This is a genomic window from Flavobacterium sp. FlaQc-48 (assembly GCF_044007335.1).
Taxonomy (GTDB): domain Bacteria; phylum Bacteroidota; class Bacteroidia; order Flavobacteriales; family Flavobacteriaceae; genus Flavobacterium.
Genome location: NZ_JBIPCR010000001.1, coordinates 367,741 through 392,925, shown reverse-complemented (window position 1 = coordinate 392,925; position 25,185 = coordinate 367,741). Strand labels below are relative to the sequence as shown.

17 protein-coding genes are annotated in these 25,185 nt (G+C 35.5%); 4 read left to right on the top strand and 13 right to left on the bottom strand.

Annotated features, from left to right (window positions below; genetic code table 11):
• Nucleotides 1–119: 119 nt before the first annotated feature.
• The 6 genes from ACHRWY_RS01605 to ACHRWY_RS01580 all read right to left on the bottom strand — a co-directional run bounded on the left by ACHRWY_RS01605 (nt 120) and on the right by ACHRWY_RS01580 (nt 10,888).
• Complete coding sequence (locus ACHRWY_RS01605) at nt 120–2,555, bottom strand: DUF4982 domain-containing protein (RefSeq protein ID WP_395351872.1); 2,436 nt, start codon at nt 2,553–2,555, stop codon at nt 120–122.
• A 284-nt stretch (nt 2,556–2,839) separates the two neighbouring features.
• On the bottom strand, nt 2,840–3,871 hold the full coding sequence (locus tag ACHRWY_RS01600; protein WP_395351870.1) for an arabinogalactan endo-beta-1,4-galactanase: 1,032 nt from the start codon (nt 3,869–3,871) through the stop codon (nt 2,840–2,842).
• A 3-nt stretch (nt 3,872–3,874) separates the two neighbouring features.
• Nucleotides 3,875–4,972, bottom strand: coding sequence for an arabinogalactan endo-beta-1,4-galactanase (locus tag ACHRWY_RS01595; RefSeq protein ID WP_395351868.1), 1,098 nt, complete (start codon nt 4,970–4,972; stop codon nt 3,875–3,877).
• A 263-nt stretch (nt 4,973–5,235) separates the two neighbouring features.
• Nucleotides 5,236–6,303, bottom strand: coding sequence for a SusE domain-containing protein (locus ACHRWY_RS01590; RefSeq protein WP_395351866.1), 1,068 nt, complete (start codon nt 6,301–6,303; stop codon nt 5,236–5,238).
• 29 nt (nt 6,304–6,332) lie between these two features.
• Entirely contained in the window at nt 6,333–7,940 is a 1,608-nt protein-coding gene (locus tag ACHRWY_RS01585; protein WP_395351864.1) for a RagB/SusD family nutrient uptake outer membrane protein, read from the bottom strand.
• A gap of 5 nt (nt 7,941–7,945) precedes the next feature.
• Nucleotides 7,946–10,888 (bottom strand): SusC/RagA family TonB-linked outer membrane protein, encoded by a 2,943-nt coding sequence (locus tag ACHRWY_RS01580; RefSeq protein ID WP_395351862.1) that lies wholly within the window; start codon nt 10,886–10,888, stop codon nt 7,946–7,948.
• Between the two features lie 974 nt (nt 10,889–11,862).
• Between ACHRWY_RS01580 and ACHRWY_RS01575 the strand changes: the two genes are divergently transcribed.
• Nucleotides 11,863–15,933, top strand: a complete 4,071-nt coding sequence (locus ACHRWY_RS01575; protein ID WP_395351860.1) for a two-component regulator propeller domain-containing protein — start codon at nt 11,863–11,865, stop codon at nt 15,931–15,933.
• Between the two features lie 200 nt (nt 15,934–16,133).
• Here ACHRWY_RS01575 and ACHRWY_RS01570 read toward each other — a convergent pair whose 3' ends face one another.
• Together ACHRWY_RS01570 and ACHRWY_RS01565 are read right to left on the bottom strand one after the other, a co-directional pair.
• Nucleotides 16,134–18,062, bottom strand: a complete 1,929-nt coding sequence (locus ACHRWY_RS01570) for a glycoside hydrolase family 97 protein (protein ID WP_395351858.1) — start codon at nt 18,060–18,062, stop codon at nt 16,134–16,136.
• Nucleotides 18,063–18,114: 52 nt separating this feature from the next.
• The gene (locus ACHRWY_RS01565; protein ID WP_395351856.1) at nt 18,115–19,761 is read right to left on the bottom strand and encodes an alpha-L-fucosidase; all 1,647 of its coding nucleotides are present in this window, start codon (nt 19,759–19,761) and stop codon (nt 18,115–18,117) included.
• Between the two features lie 236 nt (nt 19,762–19,997).
• Between ACHRWY_RS01565 and ACHRWY_RS01560 the strand changes: the two genes are divergently transcribed.
• Both ACHRWY_RS01560 and ACHRWY_RS01555 read left to right on the top strand, forming a co-directional pair.
• Entirely contained in the window at nt 19,998–20,879 is an 882-nt protein-coding gene (locus tag ACHRWY_RS01560; protein WP_395351854.1) for a helix-turn-helix domain-containing protein, read from the top strand.
• Between the two features lie 70 nt (nt 20,880–20,949).
• The gene (locus ACHRWY_RS01555; RefSeq protein ID WP_395351853.1) at nt 20,950–21,465 is read left to right on the top strand and encodes a TetR/AcrR family transcriptional regulator; all 516 of its coding nucleotides are present in this window, start codon (nt 20,950–20,952) and stop codon (nt 21,463–21,465) included.
• Between the two features lie 60 nt (nt 21,466–21,525).
• On the opposite strand, the gene ACHRWY_RS01550 is transcribed toward ACHRWY_RS01555, so the two are convergent.
• The 4 genes from ACHRWY_RS01550 to ACHRWY_RS01535 form a co-directional block, all read right to left on the bottom strand.
• Nucleotides 21,526–21,882, bottom strand: a complete 357-nt coding sequence (locus tag ACHRWY_RS01550) for a DoxX family protein (protein ID WP_395351851.1) — start codon at nt 21,880–21,882, stop codon at nt 21,526–21,528.
• Between the two features lie 12 nt (nt 21,883–21,894).
• Entirely contained in the window at nt 21,895–22,335 is a 441-nt protein-coding gene (locus tag ACHRWY_RS01545; protein ID WP_395351849.1) for a nuclear transport factor 2 family protein, read from the bottom strand.
• Nucleotides 22,336–22,396: 61 nt separating this feature from the next.
• A complete protein-coding gene (locus tag ACHRWY_RS01540) occupies nt 22,397–22,753 on the bottom strand; it encodes a winged helix-turn-helix transcriptional regulator (protein WP_395351847.1) in 357 nt (118 codons plus the stop codon).
• A gap of 63 nt (nt 22,754–22,816) precedes the next feature.
• A complete protein-coding gene (locus tag ACHRWY_RS01535; RefSeq protein ID WP_395351845.1) occupies nt 22,817–23,293 on the bottom strand; it encodes a hypothetical protein in 477 nt (158 codons plus the stop codon).
• A gap of 239 nt (nt 23,294–23,532) precedes the next feature.
• Here ACHRWY_RS01535 and ACHRWY_RS01530 point away from each other — a divergent pair, with 239 nt between their 5' ends.
• Nucleotides 23,533–23,847, top strand: a complete 315-nt coding sequence (locus tag ACHRWY_RS01530; protein ID WP_395351843.1) for a winged helix-turn-helix transcriptional regulator — start codon at nt 23,533–23,535, stop codon at nt 23,845–23,847.
• A gap of 119 nt (nt 23,848–23,966) precedes the next feature.
• Here the strand turns inward: ACHRWY_RS01530 and ACHRWY_RS01525 are convergent, their stop codons facing one another.
• Nucleotides 23,967–25,010, bottom strand: coding sequence for an aldo/keto reductase (locus ACHRWY_RS01525; RefSeq protein ID WP_395351841.1), 1,044 nt, complete (start codon nt 25,008–25,010; stop codon nt 23,967–23,969).
• Nucleotides 25,011–25,185 lie beyond the last annotated feature (175 nt).

Here is a 25,185-nt window from a genome sequence, read left to right as displayed (position 1 = left end):
CTCGAATGCGTAAAAACCTAACACATTGACTTACTAAAAGTTACGCAGTTTTTTTTTAAGACATTCAGAAATCCTGCTATCATTGAGATTAAAATTTTCATGATTGCAATATTCTAATTTTAAAGTTCTGACTTTAAATCTATTTTCCCTTTCTGAAGTCCTTTACCCGTTACTTCCAATTGTATTGCGCCTGCATTTTTGACTGCTTTAACCAATACTACCAATTTACCGCTGAAAAGCTTCATTTTATTTTCATGAAATATTTCTAATGATGTAGCATCGCCGTTACATGCCGCTCTGTAAGTTGCAGCACCCGTTACTTTAAAATTTAGTTCATTGACAGCTGTCGGGCATGGAATTCCGTTTTTATCTACTACAGAAACGGTTACAAAAGAGATATCTTCGCCATCGGCCTTAATGATTTTGCGATCGGCTTCGAGAACAATTTTATATGCATCTCCTGCGGTTTTAACCTCACTTTCGGCAGCTATTTTTCCATTCGAATCAAATGCTACTACTTTTACCGTTCCGGGTTCGTATTTTACCTCATTCCACATTAAGCGATAGCGGTTTTGCGGAGTTGAATTATTTTTTTTCTGAATTCCCATACTTTTTCCGTTTACAAAAAGCTCAGCGCTGTCGTAATCGGTGTAAACGAAAACGGGAGTAATTTCCCCTTCTCTTCCTTTCCAGTTCCAATGTGGCAAGATATGAAGCGTTTTATCCTGCTTATTCCATCTGCTTCTGTACAGATAAAAACGGTCTTTAGGAAGTCCCGCCAAATCTGAAATTCCGAAATAAGAACTTCTCGATGGCCATTTTTCATCATAAGGTGTTGGTTCTCCCAAATAATCAAAACCGGTCCAGACAAATTCGCCAATAACCCACGGTTTGTCGTCCTGCAATACAAAATCTTCATCAGGAACATTCGACCAGCTGCACGCTTCAAGATCATACGACGAACATTGAAGATCATCGTATTGTTTCTCTTTTTGCTGCACAACAGGAAATTTATAAATTCCTCTTGAACTCACTGTTGAAGCTGTTTCTGAACCTAATATAAATCCTTGTGGAAACGATTTATAAGCTTCTTCATAAAGGTGCACTCTGTAATTCAGTCCCGGTACATCTAATAAAGACCCAAAACCTGACGCCATAGTTTGTTTTACCTGATCCATTCCTACCGTTACAGGGCGCGTAGGATCTTCTCTATGAAAAACATCCTGCAAAAATTTAGCCCTTGTCAAGCCTTCGGCTCCATATTGATCCGGAACTTCATTTCCTGAGCTCCACATGACAATACAAGGATGATTCCTTGTGGCTCTTACTAAATTTACAATGTCTTTTTCTGCATATTCTTCAAAAAAGCGATGGTATCCGTTTTTAACTTTTGGCTTTGCCCATTCATCAAAACTTTCAGCCAGAAACATGAACCCCATTTCGTCAGCCAATTCAAGCTGTTCAAAAGAAGGCATATTATGAGAACTGCGAATGGCATTACATCCTAAATCTTTTAGAATCGTAAGCTGTCTTCGAAGCGCTGCTTTGTTTACCGCAGCACCAAGAGGCCCAAGGTCATGATGAAGACAAACGCCTTTAAATTTTGTTATTTTTCCGTTCAGGCTAAAGCCAACATGCGGTTCGTATTTTATAGATCGTATACCAAATTTTATACTTTGTTCGTCTTTTAAAGTTCCGTCGGCTGCGTATAATTTGGTAATCGCTGTATACAAATAAGGCGTTTCAGGACTCCATAAATGAGGTTGGGCAACCGCAATAGTCTGATGAAATTTTCCGTCTTTTATTTCAGTATCTTTCTGTGTTGCTACTATAGTATTAGCGGCATCTTTTATCTGCGTTACCATCGACAGATTACTGCCATTAACTTCGGCTTTAAGATCTACAACAGCACTAGTTTCTTTGATGTCCGGAGTGGTAATAAAAGTCCCCCATTGTGTAAAGCTTTCCTCCTCTTTTACCACAACACTTACTTTTCTGTACAAACCTGCTCCCGGATACCATCTTGACGAAAATGGTTCATTGGTCAATTTTACTGCCAGTAAATTTGCTGATCCGGGAATAAGATCTTTGCTGATATCAATATAAAAATAGCTGTATCCGTAACCCCATTCTCCTATCTTTTTTCCGTTTAAAAAAACCTGAGGTTCGCTCATGGCGCCTTCAAAAATAAGCAATGCTTTTTTTCCTTTTTTAAACTCGGGAATAGAAAATGTATTGCGATACCAGCCGGTACCAATATGCGGCAATGCTCCGGTACGGCCTGTTTTTTCGGTAGGAACTTTTTCTCCGTTTTGTTCAATTGCCGAAACTTGTTTGTCCCACTCTTTATCAAAAGGTCCGTAAATGGCCCAATCGTGCGGTATACTGACTTTTTCCCATTTCGAAGTATTAAAATCTACCGAAAAAGCATCTCCTTTTACTGCTGCAGAAAAGCGCCAGTTGTCTTTTAAAACAGTGGTGGATTGTGACATCATTTTTCCGGATGAAAAAACCAGAAGAAATACGAACAATATTGATCTAAAAATTAATTTCATTTTATTTTTTATTTTTTCACCATTAAGATAGTTAAGAGCATTTGGCTTAAATCTTAATCCGTTGAATGAAATGCATAAAAATCTAATTAAACACATAGAAACATAGATTTTCTGATTTTGAAAAAAGTAAAGCAAAAAGAAACTCGTTTCTCACACATAGCTATGTGTTTTAATGCAAGTGAAACGCCTTTTTTTGAGTTCAGAAAATCTATGTTTCTATGTGTTAAAAATAATTACACCCAATGGTTTAACTTAGTTTCTTAATAGTAAATTTAATTTTTTATTTAATTTTTGAAAGCATCCAATGCCGGTGACGGTTTCCCATCAGAAAGCCAGGCATTCAATTGATAACCGCTCCAGCTTTTTTCGCCTTGTGGTTCCCAGTAAATAACGCCTAAACCTTTATTATTGGGTACGCTTTTTACGGCTTTTATCGTGGCTTCAAGCATTTCTTTGGTGTTTTGTACCTGTTCGAAATCACCACCCACTTCGACCACCATGACTTCTTTATTGTAGCGTGCTGCCATATCTTTTAGATTATTTTCTAAATCTAAAATAGTACTTTGATAATCGGTTTTGATCCAATACGGATAATACGACAAACCTATTACATCATATTTTACTTTATTTTCTGTGGCTTTATCAAAAAACCATCTGAACTTTTCGCTTTTATTTCCTTCATCCAAATGTACAATTACTTTAATTTTTGGGTCGATGGCTTTTGTAGCTTCATATCCTTTGTCCAGTAATTGTGCAAGCTGACTGAAATTATCTGTACTGCCTTCCGGCCAAAGCATACCGCCTGGGATTTCATTTCCAACCTGAACCCATTCCGGTGTTACTGCGGCTTTTTTTAGCATTTTCAAAACGTCATAAGTATGCTGATACACATCGGTTAACAATTCCGGAAAAGAATGTTTAGCCCATGCAGCAGGTTTATTTTGTTTGCCGGGATCTGCCCAGGAATCACTGTAATGAAAATCGATCATAATACGCATTCCCATTTTTTGAGCACGAACCGCCATGACAACCGTTTCTTCCGGACTGCAATGTCCGCTGGCTTTATCATTATTCGGGTTTACCCAAACACGTAAACGAATGGTGTTTATTCCGCGGTCTTTTAATAATTGCAGACAGTCTTTTTGAGAACCGTCTGCATCATAAAATTTATAGCCTGTTGCTTCCATTTGTGGCAGCCAGCCTACATCTGCCCCGTTTGAAAAGGAGTTTTTTTCGCTAATCATTTTTGGTTTACAAGAAGTAAATGCCAAGGCAATTAGCATCAAAAAAGATACAGTTTTAATTGATTTTTTCATGTTTTATTCTTTACTGAAAGCTTGCATTACTGATAAGGCATTATTATCAAAACTATACAAAGCCTGATTTTCGAATGTAGAACCGCTGGTAGATTGTGGCCCTTTGAAAGCAACCCATTCTCCTCCCCAATACGCGAATCCTTGTCCAAATTGGGATGTTTTTACTAAGTTTTTAATATCCATTACAAAAGTTCTTTGTCCCGCCGGAGTTGCCGGATATCCCGGTACCAGCTGATCGTTTGTTCCTACAATATTATTCGTCTGGTCGTTGTGCAATAAGGTAAAAGGATAAGCGGTTTCTGCAATCAGGACTTTTTTGCCGAATTTTTGTCCTAAAGCATCAATGGTATTTTTTACTACTGTTAAGTCTTTACCGTGCCAAACCGGATAGTAAGATAATCCGATATAATCGTAATCAATACTTTTCATTTTAGTAAAAAACCAATCAGTAGCACCGCCGTCTACACCTGCATAATGAATCATTATTTTGGTGTTGGGCGCTTTGCTGCGAACCGCCGCGCTTGCAGCAGTTAATAATGCGATACATTGTTGTTCGTTACTAATCAGGTTTCCTTGCGGCCACAATAATCCGCTATTGATTTCATTACCAATCTGGATAATATCCGGATTGATTTCTGTCATTATGGTTGATGTGTAATTGGTAACGGCTGTTTTTAAATCAGTAAACAACAAATTTTTCCATTCTTCAGGAACGGTTTGTGTTCCCGGATCAGCCCAATTGTCTGAATAGTGAACAGTAAGCCAGACTCTAAGGCCGGCTTGTTTTGCTTTTTGAGCCAATTGTTTTACTTCGCTTAAACCGGAACGCCCGTTTACAGGATTTTTCCATAAACGAATTCGGACTGTATTACATCCTGCATTTTTTAGTGTTGTAAGCATTGGTTCGGCTTTGCCATTGCTGTAAAATTTAGTTCCCAATGATTCAATCTGCGGAAGAAAAGAAACATCTGATGCTCTGATAAAAGTATCGGTTGCATCCGGCGGGTTAACAGCTTCTGTATCTGCAGCATCATTACCTGAGCAGGAAAACTGAATAGCAGTTATGGCCAATAACCCCAAAATTTTTATATATTTTTTCATGATAATTAATACGTTTTGAATTAGAAGAAGCCTCAAAATACGCTGAAGATTCTCTTATTTTTTTAACCCATCGGGAGTAATTATTTTAACACATAGAAACATAGAATTGTTGAACTCAAAAAAGGCATTTCATTTGCATTAGCACACATAGCTATGTGTGAGAAACTAGTTTCTTTTTGATTTACTCTTTTCAAAAACATAAAAGCTATGTTTCTATGTGTTTATTTTTTTTATGATTACACCCAACGTTTTTTTTAATTCAATTATGGAGTTGATATGAACATATAACGGCCATCTAAGTCATTGAACCAGATTTCATATTTTCCGGCCTCAACAATAATATCTCCGCCATTATCACCCCAGCTTACATCCCATCCGCCATTTGCTTTGAATTTCATTTTTCCTGCTTTTAAAGTTTGGGTAACTTTCCAGATATGGCCATCAAAATCAGATTTTACTAACGGAACTTCTGTATTCCAACCCGTATCATCTCCTGTTAATACAGAACCCGTTAGACCAATTGTTGCGTAGGTTGTCATTGGTCCTGTATAAGGTGTAATTTTGTATGTCAGTTCTTCAAGATTAACTTCAAAACTATAATAACCTGAAGCTGGCGTAGGGAAAACTCCCGGATCAGTATCACTTTCTGTCGCTCTGTATTGTACTTTGGCACCATTTGTTCCGTAAGCCGGAGCCCAGAATCCAATTTGTTCTATTAATTTAAAACCATCTTTATTAAAAAATCCTGTATAATAGAACTTTGCCGTTTCTTTTGGATCTCTGTAAATTGGCATATTGTTGCTTGTTACACTCCAACCTGCAGCAGTTCCGGGACCTACTAAAAACAAATCGATTTTAGGGAATACACCTCTGTAAGGAGTTAATGCAATGGTGATTGGCGTAGAAAGTTTTGGCTCAGAAAGTGTTGTTCCAACGGTAGATTTAATTCTCACATCGATAGTTCCTTCAACATCAGGAGTAAGACCAAGTTCCAATGCTTTTGCATTAAGTTCTGCTACTGTAATAGAGGCATGAGTCGAAGTCGAAGATGTAATATCTACCGGAGCTGCAAACTCTGTATTACTGGCTGCAAACTGTACCGTATAAGTAACGATAGTAGGTGTTCCGTAACTCACTTTTTCCCAGGTAAATGTCAGGGCAGTATTGTTTGGTGTGTCTTTGTTTAAAATAGTCGAAGAACCATTATCAGGCGTAATCATTGAAAAAGCAGCTTCCTGAGGCTCTAAGATCAATAAATCTGTTTCGTTTTCACAAGACCAAAGTCCTGTAATTAAGGCAATAGCTATAAAAATTTTATATATGTGTTTCATTTTTCGTATCGTTTATGTTTTAAAAAAATTTAGTAACCAGTATTTTGAGTCAAATTTCTATTGGCTCCCAATGATCCTTCCGGAATAGGGAAAACGCTCATGTAAGACGGAATAGAGATTCCTTTTGAAGAATTTCCTTTCCATGCCCAATTGTAAGATCCTCCGGTATATTTTCCAAAACGAATTAAATCTTGTCTTCGGTGTGCTTCCCAGTGTAATTCACGTGCTCTTTCATCAATTAAGAAATCAAGGGTTAAGTCGCTTAAAGTGATGTTTCCAACAGTCGAACCGCTATTCGCTCTTTCTCTTAAAGCATTTACATAATTTAATGCCTGAGCTGTGGTTCCGTTTCCGCCTCTTAAAGTGGCTTCTGCATACATTAAATACACATCGGCTAATCTGAATAATGGGAAATCAGTATCTGCATACGTAGAGCTTATACCGCTCACTCCTGTTGACGTTTTATTAGAAAATTTAGACAAAATATAACCTTGTGTTTTTACGCCAATATCCTCAATATCAATAGATCGTTGTTTTGCAGGATCGCCCGTAACACCTTTTCCTATCGTATTTCTGGTATCCTGACTGAATTTTACTCCATCAAATTTTTGAGCAAATTCTTTTCTGATTCTAAGTGCTCCTGTCCAGCCGCCAATTCCAAAATCAGCACCGTTATTTTCCCAGGCACCAATTTGTCCGTTTGTTAAAACAGTTGTTGCTCCCCAGTTTTGAGAAACTGCTCCATCTGACTGGATTCCGAAAATGATTTCCTGAGAAGTGTTGTTATCGGCTTTAAAGTTGTCCAGGTATTTTGGTTTTAAAGTATAACCTCCGGCAATGATTTCGTTACACATTGTGATACAATCATTAAAACGATCGGCCTGAATATACACCTGAGCATTCAAATACATTTTTGCCAAAATCATACGCGCCATAGATTGGTCTAATCGTCCGTATTCATTCGTTCTGGCTGCTTTTAAATCGGGTAAAACCGCTTTTAATTCACTTTCGATAAAATCAAATAATTGTTTTCTGTTAAACTCAGGTCCGGCAAAATTTACAGGATCATTTTCAGTATACATAGGTGCTTTTCCAAATAAATCCATCATGTTGTAATACGCATACGCTCTTAAAACACGAACTTCTTTACGCCAAAGTTCAATATCTGCTAATGTTGTTGCATTTGTAATACCTCTTGAACTTAGTTTTTCCGGCGTACTCTGACGTAAAAATTCATTTGCATACGATACCGAAACCATCGTTCTGCTGAACATTCCTAAAATAACAGGATTTGCAGCTGTCCAGATATTACGCTGTAATTCTGCTGTTCCTCCGTCATTTTCATAACTCCAAACCAACTCGTCTGTAGTTAATTCCTGCATGTACAATAAACATCTTGTAAATTGGCTTGTCCCTGCATCTACGCCTTCTAATGAAGAATCATTAGGGCCAATAACTCCGGTTAAAGTTAGATTTCCGTATACTCCTGCAAAAGCTTTTTTGTATCCTTCCGGAGTCGAAAATAAAACATCAGACGAAAGAACGTCATCATCTTTAGAAACTACGTTTAAGTCATCAGTACAAGACTGAAAAACCGTAGTCAAAGCTAAAATTGTTATTAAAATATATTTTTTCATCTTTATTAAAATTTAAGATTAAGACCAAATAAAACAGATCGTTGTCTAGGGTAAATTGTTTTGTCTACACCATTATTGGTAATTTCAGGATCTAAACCGCTATATTTTGTAAGTACAAAAACGTTCTGAACTCCGGTGGATACTCTTAATGAGGCTTTACTGTTTACCCAATTATTCAGCGTATATCCTAATGTAATATTGTCCATTTTTAAGAAAGAAGCATTCTCAATATAAAGATCTGATAATACTACATTTGAAGTAGTTTGAAAATTAGTATCTCTTATCTGGGAAGGAATATTACTTAAGACACCTCCGTTTTCCATAGCATCATATTGTGCTCTGCTGGCGTCTACTGCATTAAAAATTCTATTTCCTATACTCGCTCTTAAATTGAATGAAAAGTCAAACTTTTTATAATTCATATTGGATGCAAATCCTAAAGTAAAATCGGGATCCGGGTTATTATAAATGTATTTATCAGCATCATTTCTAACATTATCGCCATTTAAATCTGCAAAAGCTCCTTCAATTGGTTTTCCTTCGTTATTGTATAATTGTTTGTATACGTAGAAAGAATACGGTGTATACCCTTCTCTGAAAATTTGCCCCGGAGTTCCTGTTCCTGCAATATTATCTCCTAAAAAGATATCGCTTCCGTTTACCAGATTTTTGATTCTTCTTTCGAATTTAGAAATATTGAAATTCATATTCCAGTTAAAATTCTGTGTTTTAATGGCATTCGCATTAATCGTAAACTCGACACCTTTTGTGGTAAAGCTACCTACGTTTTGATATACACGGTTCGAGAAATTACTACCATCAGATATTGCTGCATTCACTAATAAATCTTTAGATTCTTTGTAATAAACATCAAGTCCGGCAGATAAACGATTGTCTAAAAAACCAAAATCAAGACCTGCGTTATAAGAAGATGTTTGTTCCCATTTTAAATCGTTTGTCCTTTTTGAAGGAAGTGCAACCGGAACCGGGCTTGTACCAAAATAATATTCAGAATTTCCACTACCAAGCTGGTATTTTTGAAGGTAACCGTTTGGCTCAGGAATATCCTGTTGTCCTGTAATACCATAACTTAATCTTAATTTTAAATCAGATAATACCGTACTGTCCTTAAAGAAATCTTCTTTCATTTTCCAGGCAAAAGCTACAGAAGGAAAATTTCCCCAACGATTCGCTTCTTCAAATCTTGAAGAACCATCTCTTCTGTAAGATAACGTTAGCAAATATTTATCTCTGAAATTTAAATTTGTTCTCGCAAAGAATCCTAATAAAACAACATCAGTATCTAATGTAGTTTCAGGAAATGTTGAAGGCAAATCAGGATTTAAAATATTACCCGTTTCAAATTTGGAGCTTTGAAATTTTTGATACGAATAACCACCTGTCATTTCAAAAACCAGTGAATTAAAAGTTTTGTTATACACTAAATAAGTGTCTAATAATTTATTTTTTCTGGTTGCTTCTGTGTATTCATCTGTTCCGTACGGAATGTTGTTGTTTGACGGAGCAGAACCGGCATCGGCACTAACCAATCTTCTTCTTTCTCCATTCGATTCATCATAACCCACATTTACAACAGCTCTTAAAGCAGGTAAAAAATGAAATTTATAATCAACTTCAAAATTTCCAAAAATTCTGTCATTCGTTCCTCTGTCATTGGTATTCAACAATTGTGAAACCGGATTTCTTGCTGCAGTTGAGACTAACGGATAATTTCCGTTCGAATCAATTCCGGTAGTATATTCAAAATAACCTCCGTAAGGTGCACCATCTACTTTTATAGGCTGTGTGGGGTCAAAACCAATTGCAGCTCCTTCAACAGCATCTGTAAATCTGTTTTTTTCGTTGGTATAATTGGCGGAAAGCCTCAATTTTAAATGATTGTCTAAGAAAGTTGGATTCATTACTAAACCAACCGTATTTCTTTTAAAATCATTGGTTAAACGCAAACCTTGCTGATCTGTATTTCCCAACGTTAAACTTGTCGGAATGATATTGAATAAACTTCCTCTGATGGCTAAACTTTGATCTATAGTTCCGGTGTTTCTGTAAATTGCTTTTTGCCAATCTGTATTTGCAGTTCCTAGTTTACCCAGATCATCACTTCTTCTGTCTGCAATAACACTTCTAAATTCATCTGCACTAAAAACATCAACCGTTTTTGTTAGCGTTCCAGCAGCATATTGTACATTATAATCTACAGATAATGTTTTACTTCCTTTTTTGGTAGTAATAATAATGACTCCATTTGAAGCTCTGGAACCATAAATCGCAGAAGCCGATGCATCTTTTAAAACTGTAATAGATTCTACAGTTGCAGGGTTTAAAGAAGCCAAAAAGGAAGAAGACCCCGTATTGGTAGCATTATCAAGAGGTAATCCGTCAATTACAATAAGAGGGTCATTACTTGCAAAAAGCGAACTTCCTCCTCGAATTCTGATTTGAGAACTGGAACCCGGAGCACCGGTTGAATTTACGGTTAAACCCGCTACTCTACCGTTAAGCAGGTTTTCTGTGGTAATATTATTTCCTTTGTTAAAGTCTTTTGTAGTAAGTGCGGTAACAGATCCCGTAGCGTCTTTCTTTTTTACGCTTCCGTAACCTACCTGAACCACTACTTCTTTTAGCTGATTATTATCTTCTTCAAGCTGTACAGTTATACTTTTTTGTCCGGCAACCGGAATAGTCTGAGTGGTATAACCTGTATAAGAAAAGGTAATCTGACTATCGGCTTTTACTCCGGATAATTGAAATTTTCCGTCAAAGTCAGTAGAAGTACTAATGTTGGTACCTACTACTTTTATGTTTACTCCGGGGATGGGCTGTTTGGCTCCCTTTTCCAGGACAACTCCGCTAATGGTGTTCTGAGCAAAAACACAAAAAGGAAGTAAGAGTAATAAAAGTAAAAATTTGGTTTTAATTCTTTTCATACTTTTTTAATTGGGTTGGTTTAAGTTAGTTTTTGTTACAAAATGATTGCAGAGGTCTATAATTTTTAAACAAACAAGCCCTGTTTTTTTTGGATAATTGTTTCTGAAAAATCGTTTCTTAAGATTATAATCTGCTTCTTAAAAAAAAGCTTACGCTCTTTTTTTTTACAATAAGAAAAGGTTTCTCTCTGTAAATTTTAATTGAAGTGTTGGTCATGTTTACATTGTTTTTGGTTACGATAATTGGTTAGTTTGTTTTTATTGACTTATGCTGAACGAAAAAATAAAGCAGTATTACTCAAACGTTGTAGCTTATCAACTTACACTGCAAATTAAGTACAGAGCAAGGTATTAAGACAGGGAAAAATTCATTTATAAAAGGGGACAATTTCGTAAAAGTGTACACCTGATACTTCATAAAAACATATTCCTCAATTTTTTCTCTCAAAAAAAATGATAATATGAATATTTAACCTTTATAATAATAGATTTAATAATCAAACAGATTATGCATTTTAGTCAGTATATTCTCTAAAAAATAATTTTAAAAAGCCTCAAATTTTAATTTTTATATTAGAGAATTCAAAAAACGGCACGATAGAAACAATTATTTTGGATGTAATTATTTTAACACATAGAAACATAGAATTATTGAACTCAAAAAAAGGCGTTTCACTTGCATTAACACACATAGACTATGTGTGAGAAATGAGTTTCTTTTTGATTTACCTTTTTCAAAATCAAAAATTCTATGTTTCTATGTGTTCAATTATTTTTTTATGTAGTGCAGCCAACAGGCTATTATTAATCTAAAAAAACAAATGTTGCTTTTACACAGTATATAATAATTGTGTTAATTTCGCAAAGTATACAGTTTTTAAATATATTCACATAAAAAATTGATCCAGCCATTAGATCACTTTTCTTCTATTTTTCGTATATCAAAAAGCAGCACGCTTTTTAAAAAAATTTCTATGAATAAGTTATTGTTCTTTCTTGTCATTAGTCTCGTGCAGTTATCTGCATCCGGACAGAATTACCCGATAAGGCATCTTGATATTTCATCAGGACTTTCGAACAATTCTGTTGCCTCTATATACCAGGATCAAAATGGCTATATGTGGTTTGGAACTTTTGATGGACTGAACAGATATGATGGAAATGATTTTAAAATTTACCGCCATATTCATACTGATCCAAATTCAATTCAGGGAAATGCCATTAGCTGTATCGAAGGTGATTTTGAAAATAATTTGTGGGTAGGAACAACTGCAGGACCAGTGGTTTTTAATGCTGAACGCTCTTCTTTTAGTCCATTGAAATATTATGATACCAATAAAAAAATCAAACCTTTGAATGTTACCGCTTACGAAATAATCGCTGTTCATTCTTTGCATATCATTCTAGTCGCTACAAAAGAGGCCATCGTATTGTATAAGGAAGGTGAGAAAATTGGAATCGCAATACCTTTCAACAGAAAATTAAATTATATCGCAAGATCAATCTCTTATAATGCTAAAAAACAAATGTTTTATGTTTTTATAACCGGAACCGGTCTTTGCCAATACGATATTAAATCAAAAAAACTGACGCTTCTCAACAATATCATTACAGGCGCCAATTGTATTAAACTTACCAATGAGGGACTCTGGATAGGATCAGACGAAGGTGCGTACTTATATAATGACAGCCAGAATACCTATTCTAAAAATTATTTTCAGGAAAAAACAGTCGTGCGCGATTTTTTTCAACAGGAAAACAGACTCTGGATTGCCACGGATGGAGCTGGACTTTACACTCTTTCAAAAAATCAGACTGCTCCTGTTTTATATCGAGCCAGCGGCCCTGTTGCGTTGCTGAACAGTAAATCTTTGTATGATATATTCGAAAGTAAAACCGGAGAAATGTGGTTTGGAACCCTGCGTGGCGGTGTAAGTATGATGGGGAAAAAACCGCTTTATTTTAATCATTTCAAAAGCAAAGATCCGCTGACCAAGAAAGAAGACGAAGATCCTGCCGCAAACTTCATGCTTTCTTTCTGCGAAGATGAAAAGAAAAACATCTGGATTGGTACTGATGGTGCGGGAATGCGTTATTGGAACAGAAAACAAAATACCTACGACGTTTACTCGACTACCTCATCTGCAGGCAGAAAAATACAGAGCAATTTTGTCACCAGCATCGTCAGGGATGCTGATAATGCCATTTGGGTGGCTATGTGGAAAGGCGGTGTCTGCCGTATTGATCCCCAATCAAAAGCAATTCAGAATTTTTCTATTTACAATCAATTTACTAAAAAAGCAGAACAGGAATCATGGCTGCTCTTTATAGATTCAAAAAAAACGTTGTGGCTTGCTGTTACTAATGGCGGAGCCCTATATCAGTTTGATAAAAAGCAGAACAAATTCGTTTGCTACAGTACAGCTTTACGGGATGTTACCTGTCTCTACGAAACCAAAGACGGAAAAATTTGGGGCGGAACCTTTAATTCTTTTTTTGAAATAGACCCAAAAACGAAAAAAGTAAAAAACTATCATTCCGATTATACTATTCGATGCATCACTGAAGACGAAAACAAAAATCTTTGGATTGGCACTGTTGAAGGCGGTCTGCTTTTATTCAACAGAAAAACTGGCACTTCTAAAAATTACACGACCCAAAACGGTCTTTCGAGCAATACCATACTTCGCCTTTTAGAAGACAAAAAAGGAAATTTATGGATGAGTACGTATCACGGGATTTCAAGATTGAATCCTAAAAACAATACTTTCCGAAATTTTGGCGTTTCTGATGGACTTCAGGGCAATCAATTTAGCTGGAATGCCGGTACCAAACTTTCGACAGGAGAATTTATTTTTGGCGGTATCAACGGATTCAATGTTTTTGATCCTGACAATATAAAAGACAAAAAAAATACCGGCAAATTTTTATTAAATGATTTGCTGGTCAACAACCAGTCTTTAAAATTAGACAGCCCTTACATCACAGAAAAAAAACTCAAAATGATCAGCGCTGCCGAACTTCCTTATGAAAAATCGGCATTGAGTTTTGATTTTGTTTATCTGGATTATGTCAATTCCGAAAAAATTAATACCGCTTATTTTTTGGAAGGATGGGATAAAAACTGGAATTACACCTCCAATAATAACAGGGCAAATTATTCCAGACTGACCGAAGGAACCTATGCTTTTAAGGTAAAAACAACCGATGTTTTTGGAAACTGGACCAATGAAGTAACGCTGGCAACGGTAAAAATACTTCCGCCCTGGTACAGAACCTGGTGGGCTTATACCTTTTATTTAATCGCTGCTGCCGGTGCAATTTATACCTATGTACGGTATCATAAAAATAAGGAAAGGCTTCGCTACGAAATAAAACTGGCCCGTATGGAGCATAAAAAAGACAAGGAACATGCCGAAAAACAGTTTTCGATGTTTACTTATATGGCCCATGAATTGCGCACACCCCTGTCTTTAATCATAAATCCGCTAAAAAGCACCATTGAGAGAAAAAACCGTTCTGAAGATGATCTTGACCTGAATCTCGCCTATAAAAATGCCAAAAGGTTACTGAGTCTCACGGATCAGTTATTGTTGTTTAGAAAAGCCGAAACAGATCTGGATGAACTCAAAATTTCTAAGATTAATTTAAACAGTTTGTGCCGGGAAATCTATGACAGCTTTACGCAAATGGCAGCAGTTAAAAGTTTAAATTATCAGTTTATTGAAGAAAAAACATCCGCTGAAATTTATGGCGATTACGAAAAGCTAGAGATTACTCTTTTTAATTTAATCTCAAATGCTTTCAAATTTACCCCTAATAACGGATCTATAAGTATTGAGATCATCGACAATACTGCTGATGTTTCTATTATTATATCTGATACCGGCAGCGGAATTGAAGAGAATGATATTGAGACTATTTTTGAAGAATTCAAGCAAGTTCAGTCTAAAGCCAGCAATGGGTTTGGAATAGGTCTTTATGTTGCCAAATATTTTGTAAACAAACATCATGGCGAAATAACATGCAAAAGTAAAGTTGGAAAAGGCACTTCGTTTACTATTACACTTCCAAAAGGGAAAAGTCATTTTTCTGAAGTGAGCATCAATGAAAATCATCCGCAAATGTCGCCTCTTGTAGGGGAACTTCTGGAAGGAATGCCTGCAGATAATCACAACACACTTAAAAACGCAAATCAGCCATCAACTCCTGAAAATATACAGTCGGCATTGATCAGTACCAAAAAAGTATTGCTAATTGTTGAAGACAATCAGGAAATGAATCATTATCTGGTACAGCTTTTCTCTAAAAACTATATTGTTTATTCGGCAGCAAATGGACTCGAAGGGTTGAAACTGGTCGAAAAACACATGCCTGATATTGTACTAAGCGATATTTCTATGGAGGGCATGAACGGTTTGGATTTATGCAAGAAAATCAAACAAAATGATGATTTAAGCCACATTCCGGTAATACTTCTCACCGCTACAACCAGCAATGATATTCATTTGCAAAGCATTACTGAAGGTGCAGACGATTATGTTACCAAACCTTTTGACAGTGATATACTGCTGGCAAGAGTTGATTCCGTTCTTCGAAACAGAGGGCAATTGCGCAAGTATTTCCTGGATAGCATAACACTTAGAGAAAATGTAAATAAAGTGCCGCTGGAGTACAAAGAATTTCTGGATAAATGCATCGAAATCGTCGAAGCTAATCTTGAGAACAGCGAATTTAACCTAAAAAGTTTTTCTACCGCAATGGGTATGAGTCATTCCAGTCTTTACAAAAAGATTAAAGCCATTTCAGGACAAACCGTAAATGTTTTTATCAGATCTATCCGAATCCGAAGAGCCGCTGTAATTATGCTTACTGAAAACATTAATATCGCACAGGTTGGCCCTCAGGTTGGTATAGAAGATCAGCGCTATTTCCGTCAACAGTTCATAAAATTGTTTGGGATGAAACCTTCAGAATATATCAAAAAATATAGAAATTCATTTAATAAGGAATTGAATATTATTCAGAAAGGAGATAATACCTAATAGAGTCTTTAATTAAAAAACAGTAAATGAATTGTTGGTATCAATGTTAGATACTAAAAGGGCTTAATACCGGAATAATTGACTGTATCTGCCAATTCCGTAAACAGACAAATCACACACGAGGACTAAACACATAGAACGGTCTGAAAAGAAACTTCAAAATTCAGATATTTAAATTGTTGTCTTTTTTATCTAACAGCTTATTTTATTTTTTCTAAAACAGCTACAAATCCTCCTCTTGGAAGACATACAACATTCAAAACATCTCCTTTTTTCACTTTAATTACTTCGATAGAAAATGACTTATCATTTTCCCCATCCTTAATGAGTTTTAAGTTAAAATTACCCTTTTCAGGAAAATTAAAATTAACTTTTAATGTTTGCTCTATATCCTTGCCATTAAGTCCGCCTAAATACCATTTATTTCCTTTTTTCCGAGCCATAATAACTTTCTCTCCCGGATAACCATCTATAAGTTTTGTATTGTCCCAACTTACCGGAACATTCTTTAGAAATTCTTTAGGTTCATGAGGTAAATTGTAGTACGCTTCAGGTCTATCGGCAAAATGCTGAAAACCAGACTCAAAAACTACTGATAAAGCCAATTCATGACCATAAGAAGTACTATGAGGATGCTGAGAATCTGAAAATGTCACAGGAGTATAATCCATTGAACCAATTACATTGCGAGTAAAAGGTAAAGTAGTATTGTGCTCTGCAGCTTTAGAAGTAAGAACGGGTTTATTGTTATACCATTCAGCTCCGTAAACAGCTTCAGTAGTCATCAAGTTGGGATATGTTCTGGCCCATCCCCGCGGAATAGTTGCTCCGTGAAAATTTACCATTATTTGATACTTTGCTGCATCTTTCAAAATATCTAAATAATATTTCATCATATCTTGCTGGTCTCCGGCAAAAAAATCAACTTTAATACCATATACTCCAATTTTTTTTAGCCAAGCCAATTCTTTATCTCTTTTTTCAACTGTTATCATACGGTCATTAGGAGTTGGATCAAGCCATGCTGTCCCCGAATTATACCACATCAAAGGTTTTATCCCTTTGCTTTTAGCATAATTTACAGCAGCAATTATATCTCCACCATTGGTCATAACATCCCATTCCCAGTCAATAAGTACATAAGGCCATTTCATTTCTACAGCCAAATCAGTATACTCAACCACTTTTTGATAATCCTTTGAACCTCTATTATAGGCCCAATAAATCCAGGAAACTGCACCTGGTTTTATCCAACTTGTTTCTTTTAATGCATTGGGTTCACTAACATCAGTAATTAAAGTAGATTCTGCTATATCAGACAGTTGACCAATTATTAAGGTATGCCATTGCGAATTCCAGGGCAACATGGTTTTAACCCCTGTTTGCCTGAAATTATCTCTGGGAGAAGCATACGTTACTTTATATTCATTGGGATTTTTAAGATTACTTAATTTCGCGGCACAATTATTTTCTGTACTATTTGCTTCAGAAATTAATACCCAAACAGGATTATTATTTACTTTGAACAATGCTGGAAATCCCCATTCTTGTTTGTTATCATCTCTCTTGCCTGTATCAGAAAAAGGGAAAAAATCTTCATAAGAGTCTGTGTAGGATTGCACCCAACGATTTGTACCTGAGGGAATCGTATAAGTTGTAGTTTCATCAATAATAGCAACTAATGAATCTGACTTACCTGTAAATTCATAACGAAATGCTACACCATCATTATAAACTCTAAAAACAATATTTAAAGGCTCTTTATTCGGATTTATATATCTGAAAACTTTTTCAGTTCCTACATTATCACACCATTTTTTTTTACCGGAAATCATTTCGTATTTCTCATTCACCACTTTGGACTCCGATTCGCTAATAAATTGCAGGTTATCTGTAAATTGCTGGTCATTGCGCGCAATACCCAAAGGTGAGTTTGAAATTACGTCAACATATCCTGATTTATTTTTATACATAACCTTAAAACCTACCTTACCAAAAGAGTTTTCGTCTGACGTTTTTTTTGAGTAAACGATTAGCTTAATTTTTTTATTTGGTGAAATAATCTCCTGAGCATTTATTGTAAAAGAAGTTCCGATAAAAAGAGATAGTAACAGATAAATGTATTTCATTGTTCTTTATTTGGTATTTGTCATTTGTGAACTAATAGGAAATAAATTTATACTATGATATAATTTCTAATGCATTTGCATAAGAAACTTCTGGTTTTTGATTTGGAAAATAAACTTCAAGAGCAGTTGAATGCTGTTTGAATTTCAATTTTTGACCAGTACTAACAAGTTTAATTTCTTTTATTTTAGTGGTATGATAAGGCGATTCCTTTCCTAAACTTTTAATAATGGCAGTACCACTTTCTGGCCAGGCCATCACCGTTGCATAAAGTATGTTATCTTTTTGTGCAAAACGAATATCTTCTGAGGTATAAGACTTTCCTTTTCCTTCGTTAAAACCCTGAGCAGTCAATGCTCCGGCACTCTCTTGCTGCGGACCTTCTCCAAATATTTTCCATGGTCGGGTACCATAAATACTTTTGCTGTTTAGTTTCATCCAAACCCCAATTTCATTAACAATTTCGCGTTCTAATTCGTCAATACTTCCATCTCCTCTTACAGGAATGTTTAACATTAGATTCCCGTTCTTGCTTACTACATCAATTAAGGTATGAATAACGGTTTTAGCCGTTTTATAACGTTTATCATTATAAACATCTCGATTATAATGCCATTCCCCAATACAAGTATCTGTTTGCCATGGTAAGGGTTCTATACTGTTACTTTGTCCTTTTTCGATATCCCAAACCATCGCTTTACGCTGCTCTTTATCTAAAATTTTGCCGGTTACAACGGTTTGAACTGTTTTATTTTTTTCAAGGCTTTTATTGTATAAATGTGCCGCAATGCGCAAACCTGCATCACTAATTGGCCAGAGAGGCAGTGCAGTATCATCAAAATAAACCAAATCAGGATTGTATTTGTCTATTAAATCAATCGTTCTGTCTTGAAATTTTTTACAATAATCAGATGTTGGTATTGAAGCTCCATCTCCCCAATCCCATTGACTATGTACTGATGAATTGCCTGAAGGCTTCTCACTCAGAGGATGATTTTGTGCATACAATTCTTGTGGATCTAAACCTTCCCACCAGGTTCCTGCCCCATCCGACTTTGTTAATATACCATCATAAGGAACTCCTGCTAAAGTGCCTTTTTTATCAGTACCCTTAGACGTATCAAACCAATTCCAGGCATGGGCTGCGTGAACACTAACGGCAAAGGGAAGTCCTGCTTTACGGGCTGCTTTTTCCCAACCCGCTATAATATCTTTTTTAGGCCCCATTTTGGTTGAATTCCAATTTGGCTGATATTTACTGTCGTAAAGATCTAAATTGTCATGATGATTGGCCATTGCCATAAAATATCTGGCTCCTGAATCTTTGTATAAATTTACCAATTCTTCCGGATTCCAATTATCCGCTTTCCAAACATTAATTACATCTTTAAAACCAAATTTAGAAGGATGTCCATACTTTTTTAAATGTACCTTATACTGCCGGGAATCTTCTTCATACATTCCACGACCATACCAGTCTCCAGCTTCTGGTTCGCATTGAGGGCCCCAATGCGCCCACATTCCAAATTTAGCATCACGAAACCAATCCGGAACCTGGTATTTGCTTAAAGAATCCCAGGTAGGTTCAAAAATACCTTTGGAAATGGGAGTGTTAAGGATGTAGGAATGTCCCAATAAAGGAGATAAGTAAAGTCCTGCCAGGGCTGACATACCTAATTTTAAAGCATTTCTTCTTTTCATAATTTGAATACTAATTTATACATTTCCGATTTTATCAGTTTATTTAAAACTCTCTTTTTATAGGACTCCCAAGCTTTTTATGACAACTATTTTATATCTAGATTTGATTATAAGTTTTTGATAGCCTATTTTTAATAGCTAAAGACAAATTTAAAATATACACCTTTAGAATTAATTACTCAAAAACGATTTTCTATTATCCAAAAACGATTTTTTATCCTAATTTTAATATCATCATGTCAAAAAGCATTTTCAAATACTCCTTTACCTTACTAAACATTGATTATGTAAAACTTAACAAAAAATGGAATTTTAACAATGTAATTAGCCCTTATTATCGACTTTATTACATTGACGAAGGAATGGGATCTATTTCCCATAGTACTGACAAGTTGATATTAGAACCTGGTTACTTGTATCTAATTCCTAGTTTTACTATTTGCAATTTGAATTGTGAGGAATATTTGAGTCAATATTTCATTCAGTTTTTTGAGGAATCTCCCGATGGAATTTCTTTGTTTAATCAAAATAGAAATGTGATGAAATTAGCCGCCACCGAAACTGATATTGTTCTTATCAAACAAATGCTGCAGGAAAATCCCAGAAGAGGAATTAACAGATCTGACAATCCCAAAGTGTATGAAAAAGAAGTTTATTACAAAGAATACCAATCCCTTAACAATCAACTCAAACCGCACCTGATCTTTGAAAATCAAGGGATACTACTTTTATTGCTTTCCAGATTTCTGAATACTGAAAAATTCAAACAAAACACTCCTCAAAACACTCCTTCAAAAATTTTGGATACGATGAGTTATATCCAACTTCATTTAAGTGAGAATTTAACTGTGGTAGAATTAGCCAAAAGAGTGAATCAAAATAAGGATTATTTTTCGAAACAATTTTTACTTCATAACGGGCAGAGACCTTTAAATTATATTCACGAAAAAAAGATAGAAAGAGCACAATATCTTATTGCTACAACAAATAAGAGTCTTCTTGAAATTGCCTTAGATACCGGTTTCTCGAACTTGCCTCATTTTTTAAAAATATTTAAGAAAATAGTAAACCTCACTCCTGGAAAATATCGCCATCAGAATAATAAACTTTCCATGTGATTTTATTCGAATTTGCCTTCAACATTTCCTGAAACTACATTAGATACTGATGTTGTTTTACTAGGATTCTTTGCGAGAACAAATTATTGCCGCTGCAAAGCGCATGTTCTTTACAGAAAGAAAACTTCATGATACTATGCAGGACATTGCAGATGAAATTGGTGTAACACGACCAGTTGTGAATTATTACTTCCGAACTAAAGATGTTCTAATGGAAAAATTCTACAAAGAAACCATTGAATGTTTAACAGTGCGTCTCAACTTTTTGCTCGATACCGATTCTTCGTTTTACAATAATATTTCAAATTTTATAGAAGACAGTTGGCAAGCCAATCTCTTGAAATCCTGCATAAAATGGTTCAAAATTTGTCGTTTAGCGGTCACTCTAAAAAACATAAAATCTTTCGATTTAATGTTTTTTTATACCTTTTTCGTTCTATTTAACCCATATTCAAGTAATAATTATTTAGGGAAAAATAATAAAAATGACTACAGTTACAGTTTATATTCTCTTTTCACTTTAAGATATATTTTATTTTTTGTAAAAATAATACAGGTGACAAACTCAAAAAACAGTAACTTTTAAATTACTTCTTTTTGAGTTTGTCACCTGAATATGTCATAAATTAAATATTTATCTGTTTAATTAGGCAATTTCTGATTTTGCAGAGCCCAGAAATATTGAACTATCGCGAAGAAAAGCTGTAATCCAGATTAAGACCATAGGGATTCCCGGATTCAGCATCGAGTCGCCTTTAGCCAGCTCAGTAGCCATTGCACCTGCAAAATAACAGCAAAGTAGAATAAAACCTATTCTCATTGTTTTAGGTATGGCAAACAGTATTACAAATACCATCTCCATTAATCCTAAAATGCTTGGATTGTATTTTTCTAAACCTGCTACTGACCAAGGGAGATGAATAAATTTCATAAGACCGCTTACAAATATTATTGCCGTTGTCAATGATGTCAGCGAAATCGCAGTGATTTTTTTTAATTTCATGTTTTTTTAAAATTAATTTTTTAATTCTCTCGCCTCAACAATTACAAAATACCCAATGCGTTCTTTAATAAGCCATTTCCCCTCCTGGAAAACATATATATCGTCATATTTAACGCTGTAATCTGAAAGAACATCCTTTCCTTCCGCTTCCCTAATCATTTTAATTTGTGTAAATGAAATACCAGTAGCTGTATTACCATTGATCTTTACCGAATGCTGACCATTTAATGTAAAATAAGTTTTAACATGAGACGCGTGTACATTGAACTCTTTCTCCATGTTTTCTCTTCCGGAAACATTTCCTGCTAAAAAATCCCCCATATAAGCTTTATAAACAACGTCCGGTGTAAATAAATTAACTACCTCGGAGATCTTTTTTTCATCACTTAAATAGGCATAGTCATCAATTAAATTTCTTAATTGTTCTTTTGTGTTTAAAATTTCTAGTGTCATAATTTTATAATTAATAGTGTAAATAATTCATGCTTTAAATAAATAGCTGTTGTAATTGTTTCTAATTTTTTCGGTTTAGATGATCAAAATGCTTTATCCCCCAGCATTCTATAGCACGCAGCAAGCTTCTAAGTGTCTTTCCGTGAGCAGTTAATTCATATTCTATTGCAATACAGCTATGTTTTGATTCACTTCGAAAAACGATGTCATTGAGCTGTAGTTCCTGAAGTGCCTTTGACAGGATCTTGGGAGATATGTGGGATATACCCCTTTGAAGATCCATGAAACGCGTACTTCCGTGCTGTAATAAGAAAACAACTATCTGCATTTTCCATTTTCCTGACAATAACAGCATTGATTTGCTGATCGTTTGTAGAGAAATTTCATCAGAACCTGTTGCATTTTCTTGTAATTCCATTTATTATCCTTTTTTAATGCCGGGCTGTTAACTTTATACAGTCATTAGTTTTTATTATTGTATCTAATCAAGGTCAATAACTTCAAATAGCTCGTACGGCTGCAGCATTTTTGCGTCAAATCCTATATGGAAATCCAGATCAGAAAGCACCGTTCCGAGAGTCTTTAGTTCAAGTCCCTGCCGTTGGGCTAATTGAAAAATCAATCCAATACCCATGCTGGTAATATTGTCTGTCCACTGATTAATTTCTTGTACATTATCAAATTTATTTACAAAGCTCTCCACAAAAGCCTGTCTGTAGGCAGTTGCAACAGTCTCATACTCTTTTGAGTTTTGGACATAATCGGATATATCTTCTTTGTCAAAGTCTGTTCTTTTTAGAACAAGCACCAAGCACTCTGATACTGGTGAGTTTTCAAAAGGCAGCCCGGTAATCTGTATGCGATCTATCCGCATTATTGTAAAAGGCCATTCGCCGGTTGAGGGCATTAACTGATATAAATTCAGGATCGAAGAGTCTATTTTTTGTTCTGTTTCCATATTCATCTTTCAATTTTTCAGAATGAGCCACTGAGCTTAGAAAAGCTTTCAAGCCTTGATTTATTTTTTATTAAGTTTTGTTTTTTATTCTGGACAAAATTAATTTATATTTGCTTACAATTTATTACCTATTACCTAAAGGTTAGTAGGTAATTATATAGAACCACGACATGAAAGAGCAAAAAGAATCAGAAGAAATTGTTGTAAATAAAGAATTTACAGATGAGTGCCACAGGGTAATGGCAGCAGTAAGTGATGCCCTCTACGCTATTGGTGGAAAGTGGAAATTAATGATCATCATTGCTATGGCCAGAGGCAATAACAGATTTACAGAACTCCAAAGACAGGTTACCGGAATTTCGGCCAGAGTACTCTCAAGTGAGTTGAAAGAACTAGAACTTAACGGTTTCATCATCAAAAAAGTTGCTGTGGGATATCCCGTAACAATCGAGTATCAACTTTTACCCTACAGCCATACTCTCGAAGAAGTTGTCGGTGCGATGACCAAGTGGGGAATGCAGCACCGTGAGAAGATCAAAAAAGACAGATCTTAGTATAAAAAATAATGCTAGCCCTTGATAAATAACTAAAACCGTCCTGTTTTTTCTCCCGGACGGTTTTAACTGTATCACTATGTAAATCGCCTACACAATCAAAAATAGAAATGAGCTAATTACAATACCACTATTTGAGGTTTTTCTATTTTTTCTATTTTCCCTCCTGTTAATGCCATTCTGTTTTCCAGAGCGTTATTAAAATCATGCGGATAACCTTTAGGTACTGAGCTGGCATCATCCAGTTTTTTAATCTGCATTGTATTTAAATGCAAATCAGCTGCTTTTAGATTGTTTTGAATCTGCTCAAATGTTCTGGCGCCAAGAATCGGAATTACTCCTTTTGACTTCAGCCAGGCAAGAGCTACCAATTCCGGCTCACTCTCTATTTCACCAGCAATTGAAAACAATTCATCCAGCACAGTTTCTGCAATAAGATCACCTTCATAAGGAATACTGCCTTTAAACGCAGTAGCCCTGCCACTTTCGCCTTTTCGGTATTTACCAGTTAGAAGCCCGCCTGCCAAAGGTGACCAAGCCAGTACCCCAAGGCCAAAAGCCTCTGCCATTGGTAAAATGTCACGTTCTGTAGTGCGCTGTAAAAGACTGTATTCTACCTCTATAGCACTCACAGCCGACCATTCTCTAAGATCAGCAAGTGTTGCGGCTGCCGAAACCCGCCATGCCGGAAAATTAGAAATACCACCGTAAACAATCTTTCCTGCACGTACAAGATCATCAAGGCCTCGTACAATTTCTTCAATAGGAGTAAAAAAATCATCCTGATGAACAAAATAGATGTCAATCCTGTCAGTATTAAGTCTCTTAAGGCTGGCCTCTACAGACTGAATCATATTTTTACGATGGTTACCAAGCGTTCCTAAAGCTTGTTCCGGGACTATTCCTCTGGTATATTTGGTAGTGATTACCAGATCATTTCGTTTTGAAGCTATTGCTTTTCCCAGAATTTCTTCTGATTCGCCGCATTGATAAGTATCAGATGTATCGATAAGGTTTCCTCCATATTCAGTATACAAAGAGACAATTCTATCAGCTTCTATTGAGTCCGTGCCATATCCCCATGCCTGTCCAAAATTTCCGGCACCTAATGCAAATTCACTAACTGGTAAGCCTGTTCTCTTTCCTAAAAGTTTGTAATTCATCTTTTTAGTTTTTAAATTGAATTACAAAAGTATTTACTTAAGTGTTACTTTATGTTAGTGCTATACAAAAGGTTAGCGGTTATTATTTAGTTATCAGTTATCTTATTTTTGGATATTTATGATCATTTCTAAAATAAAGTACGGGTAAAAGTATTTGCTTTTGGAAAAGATTATA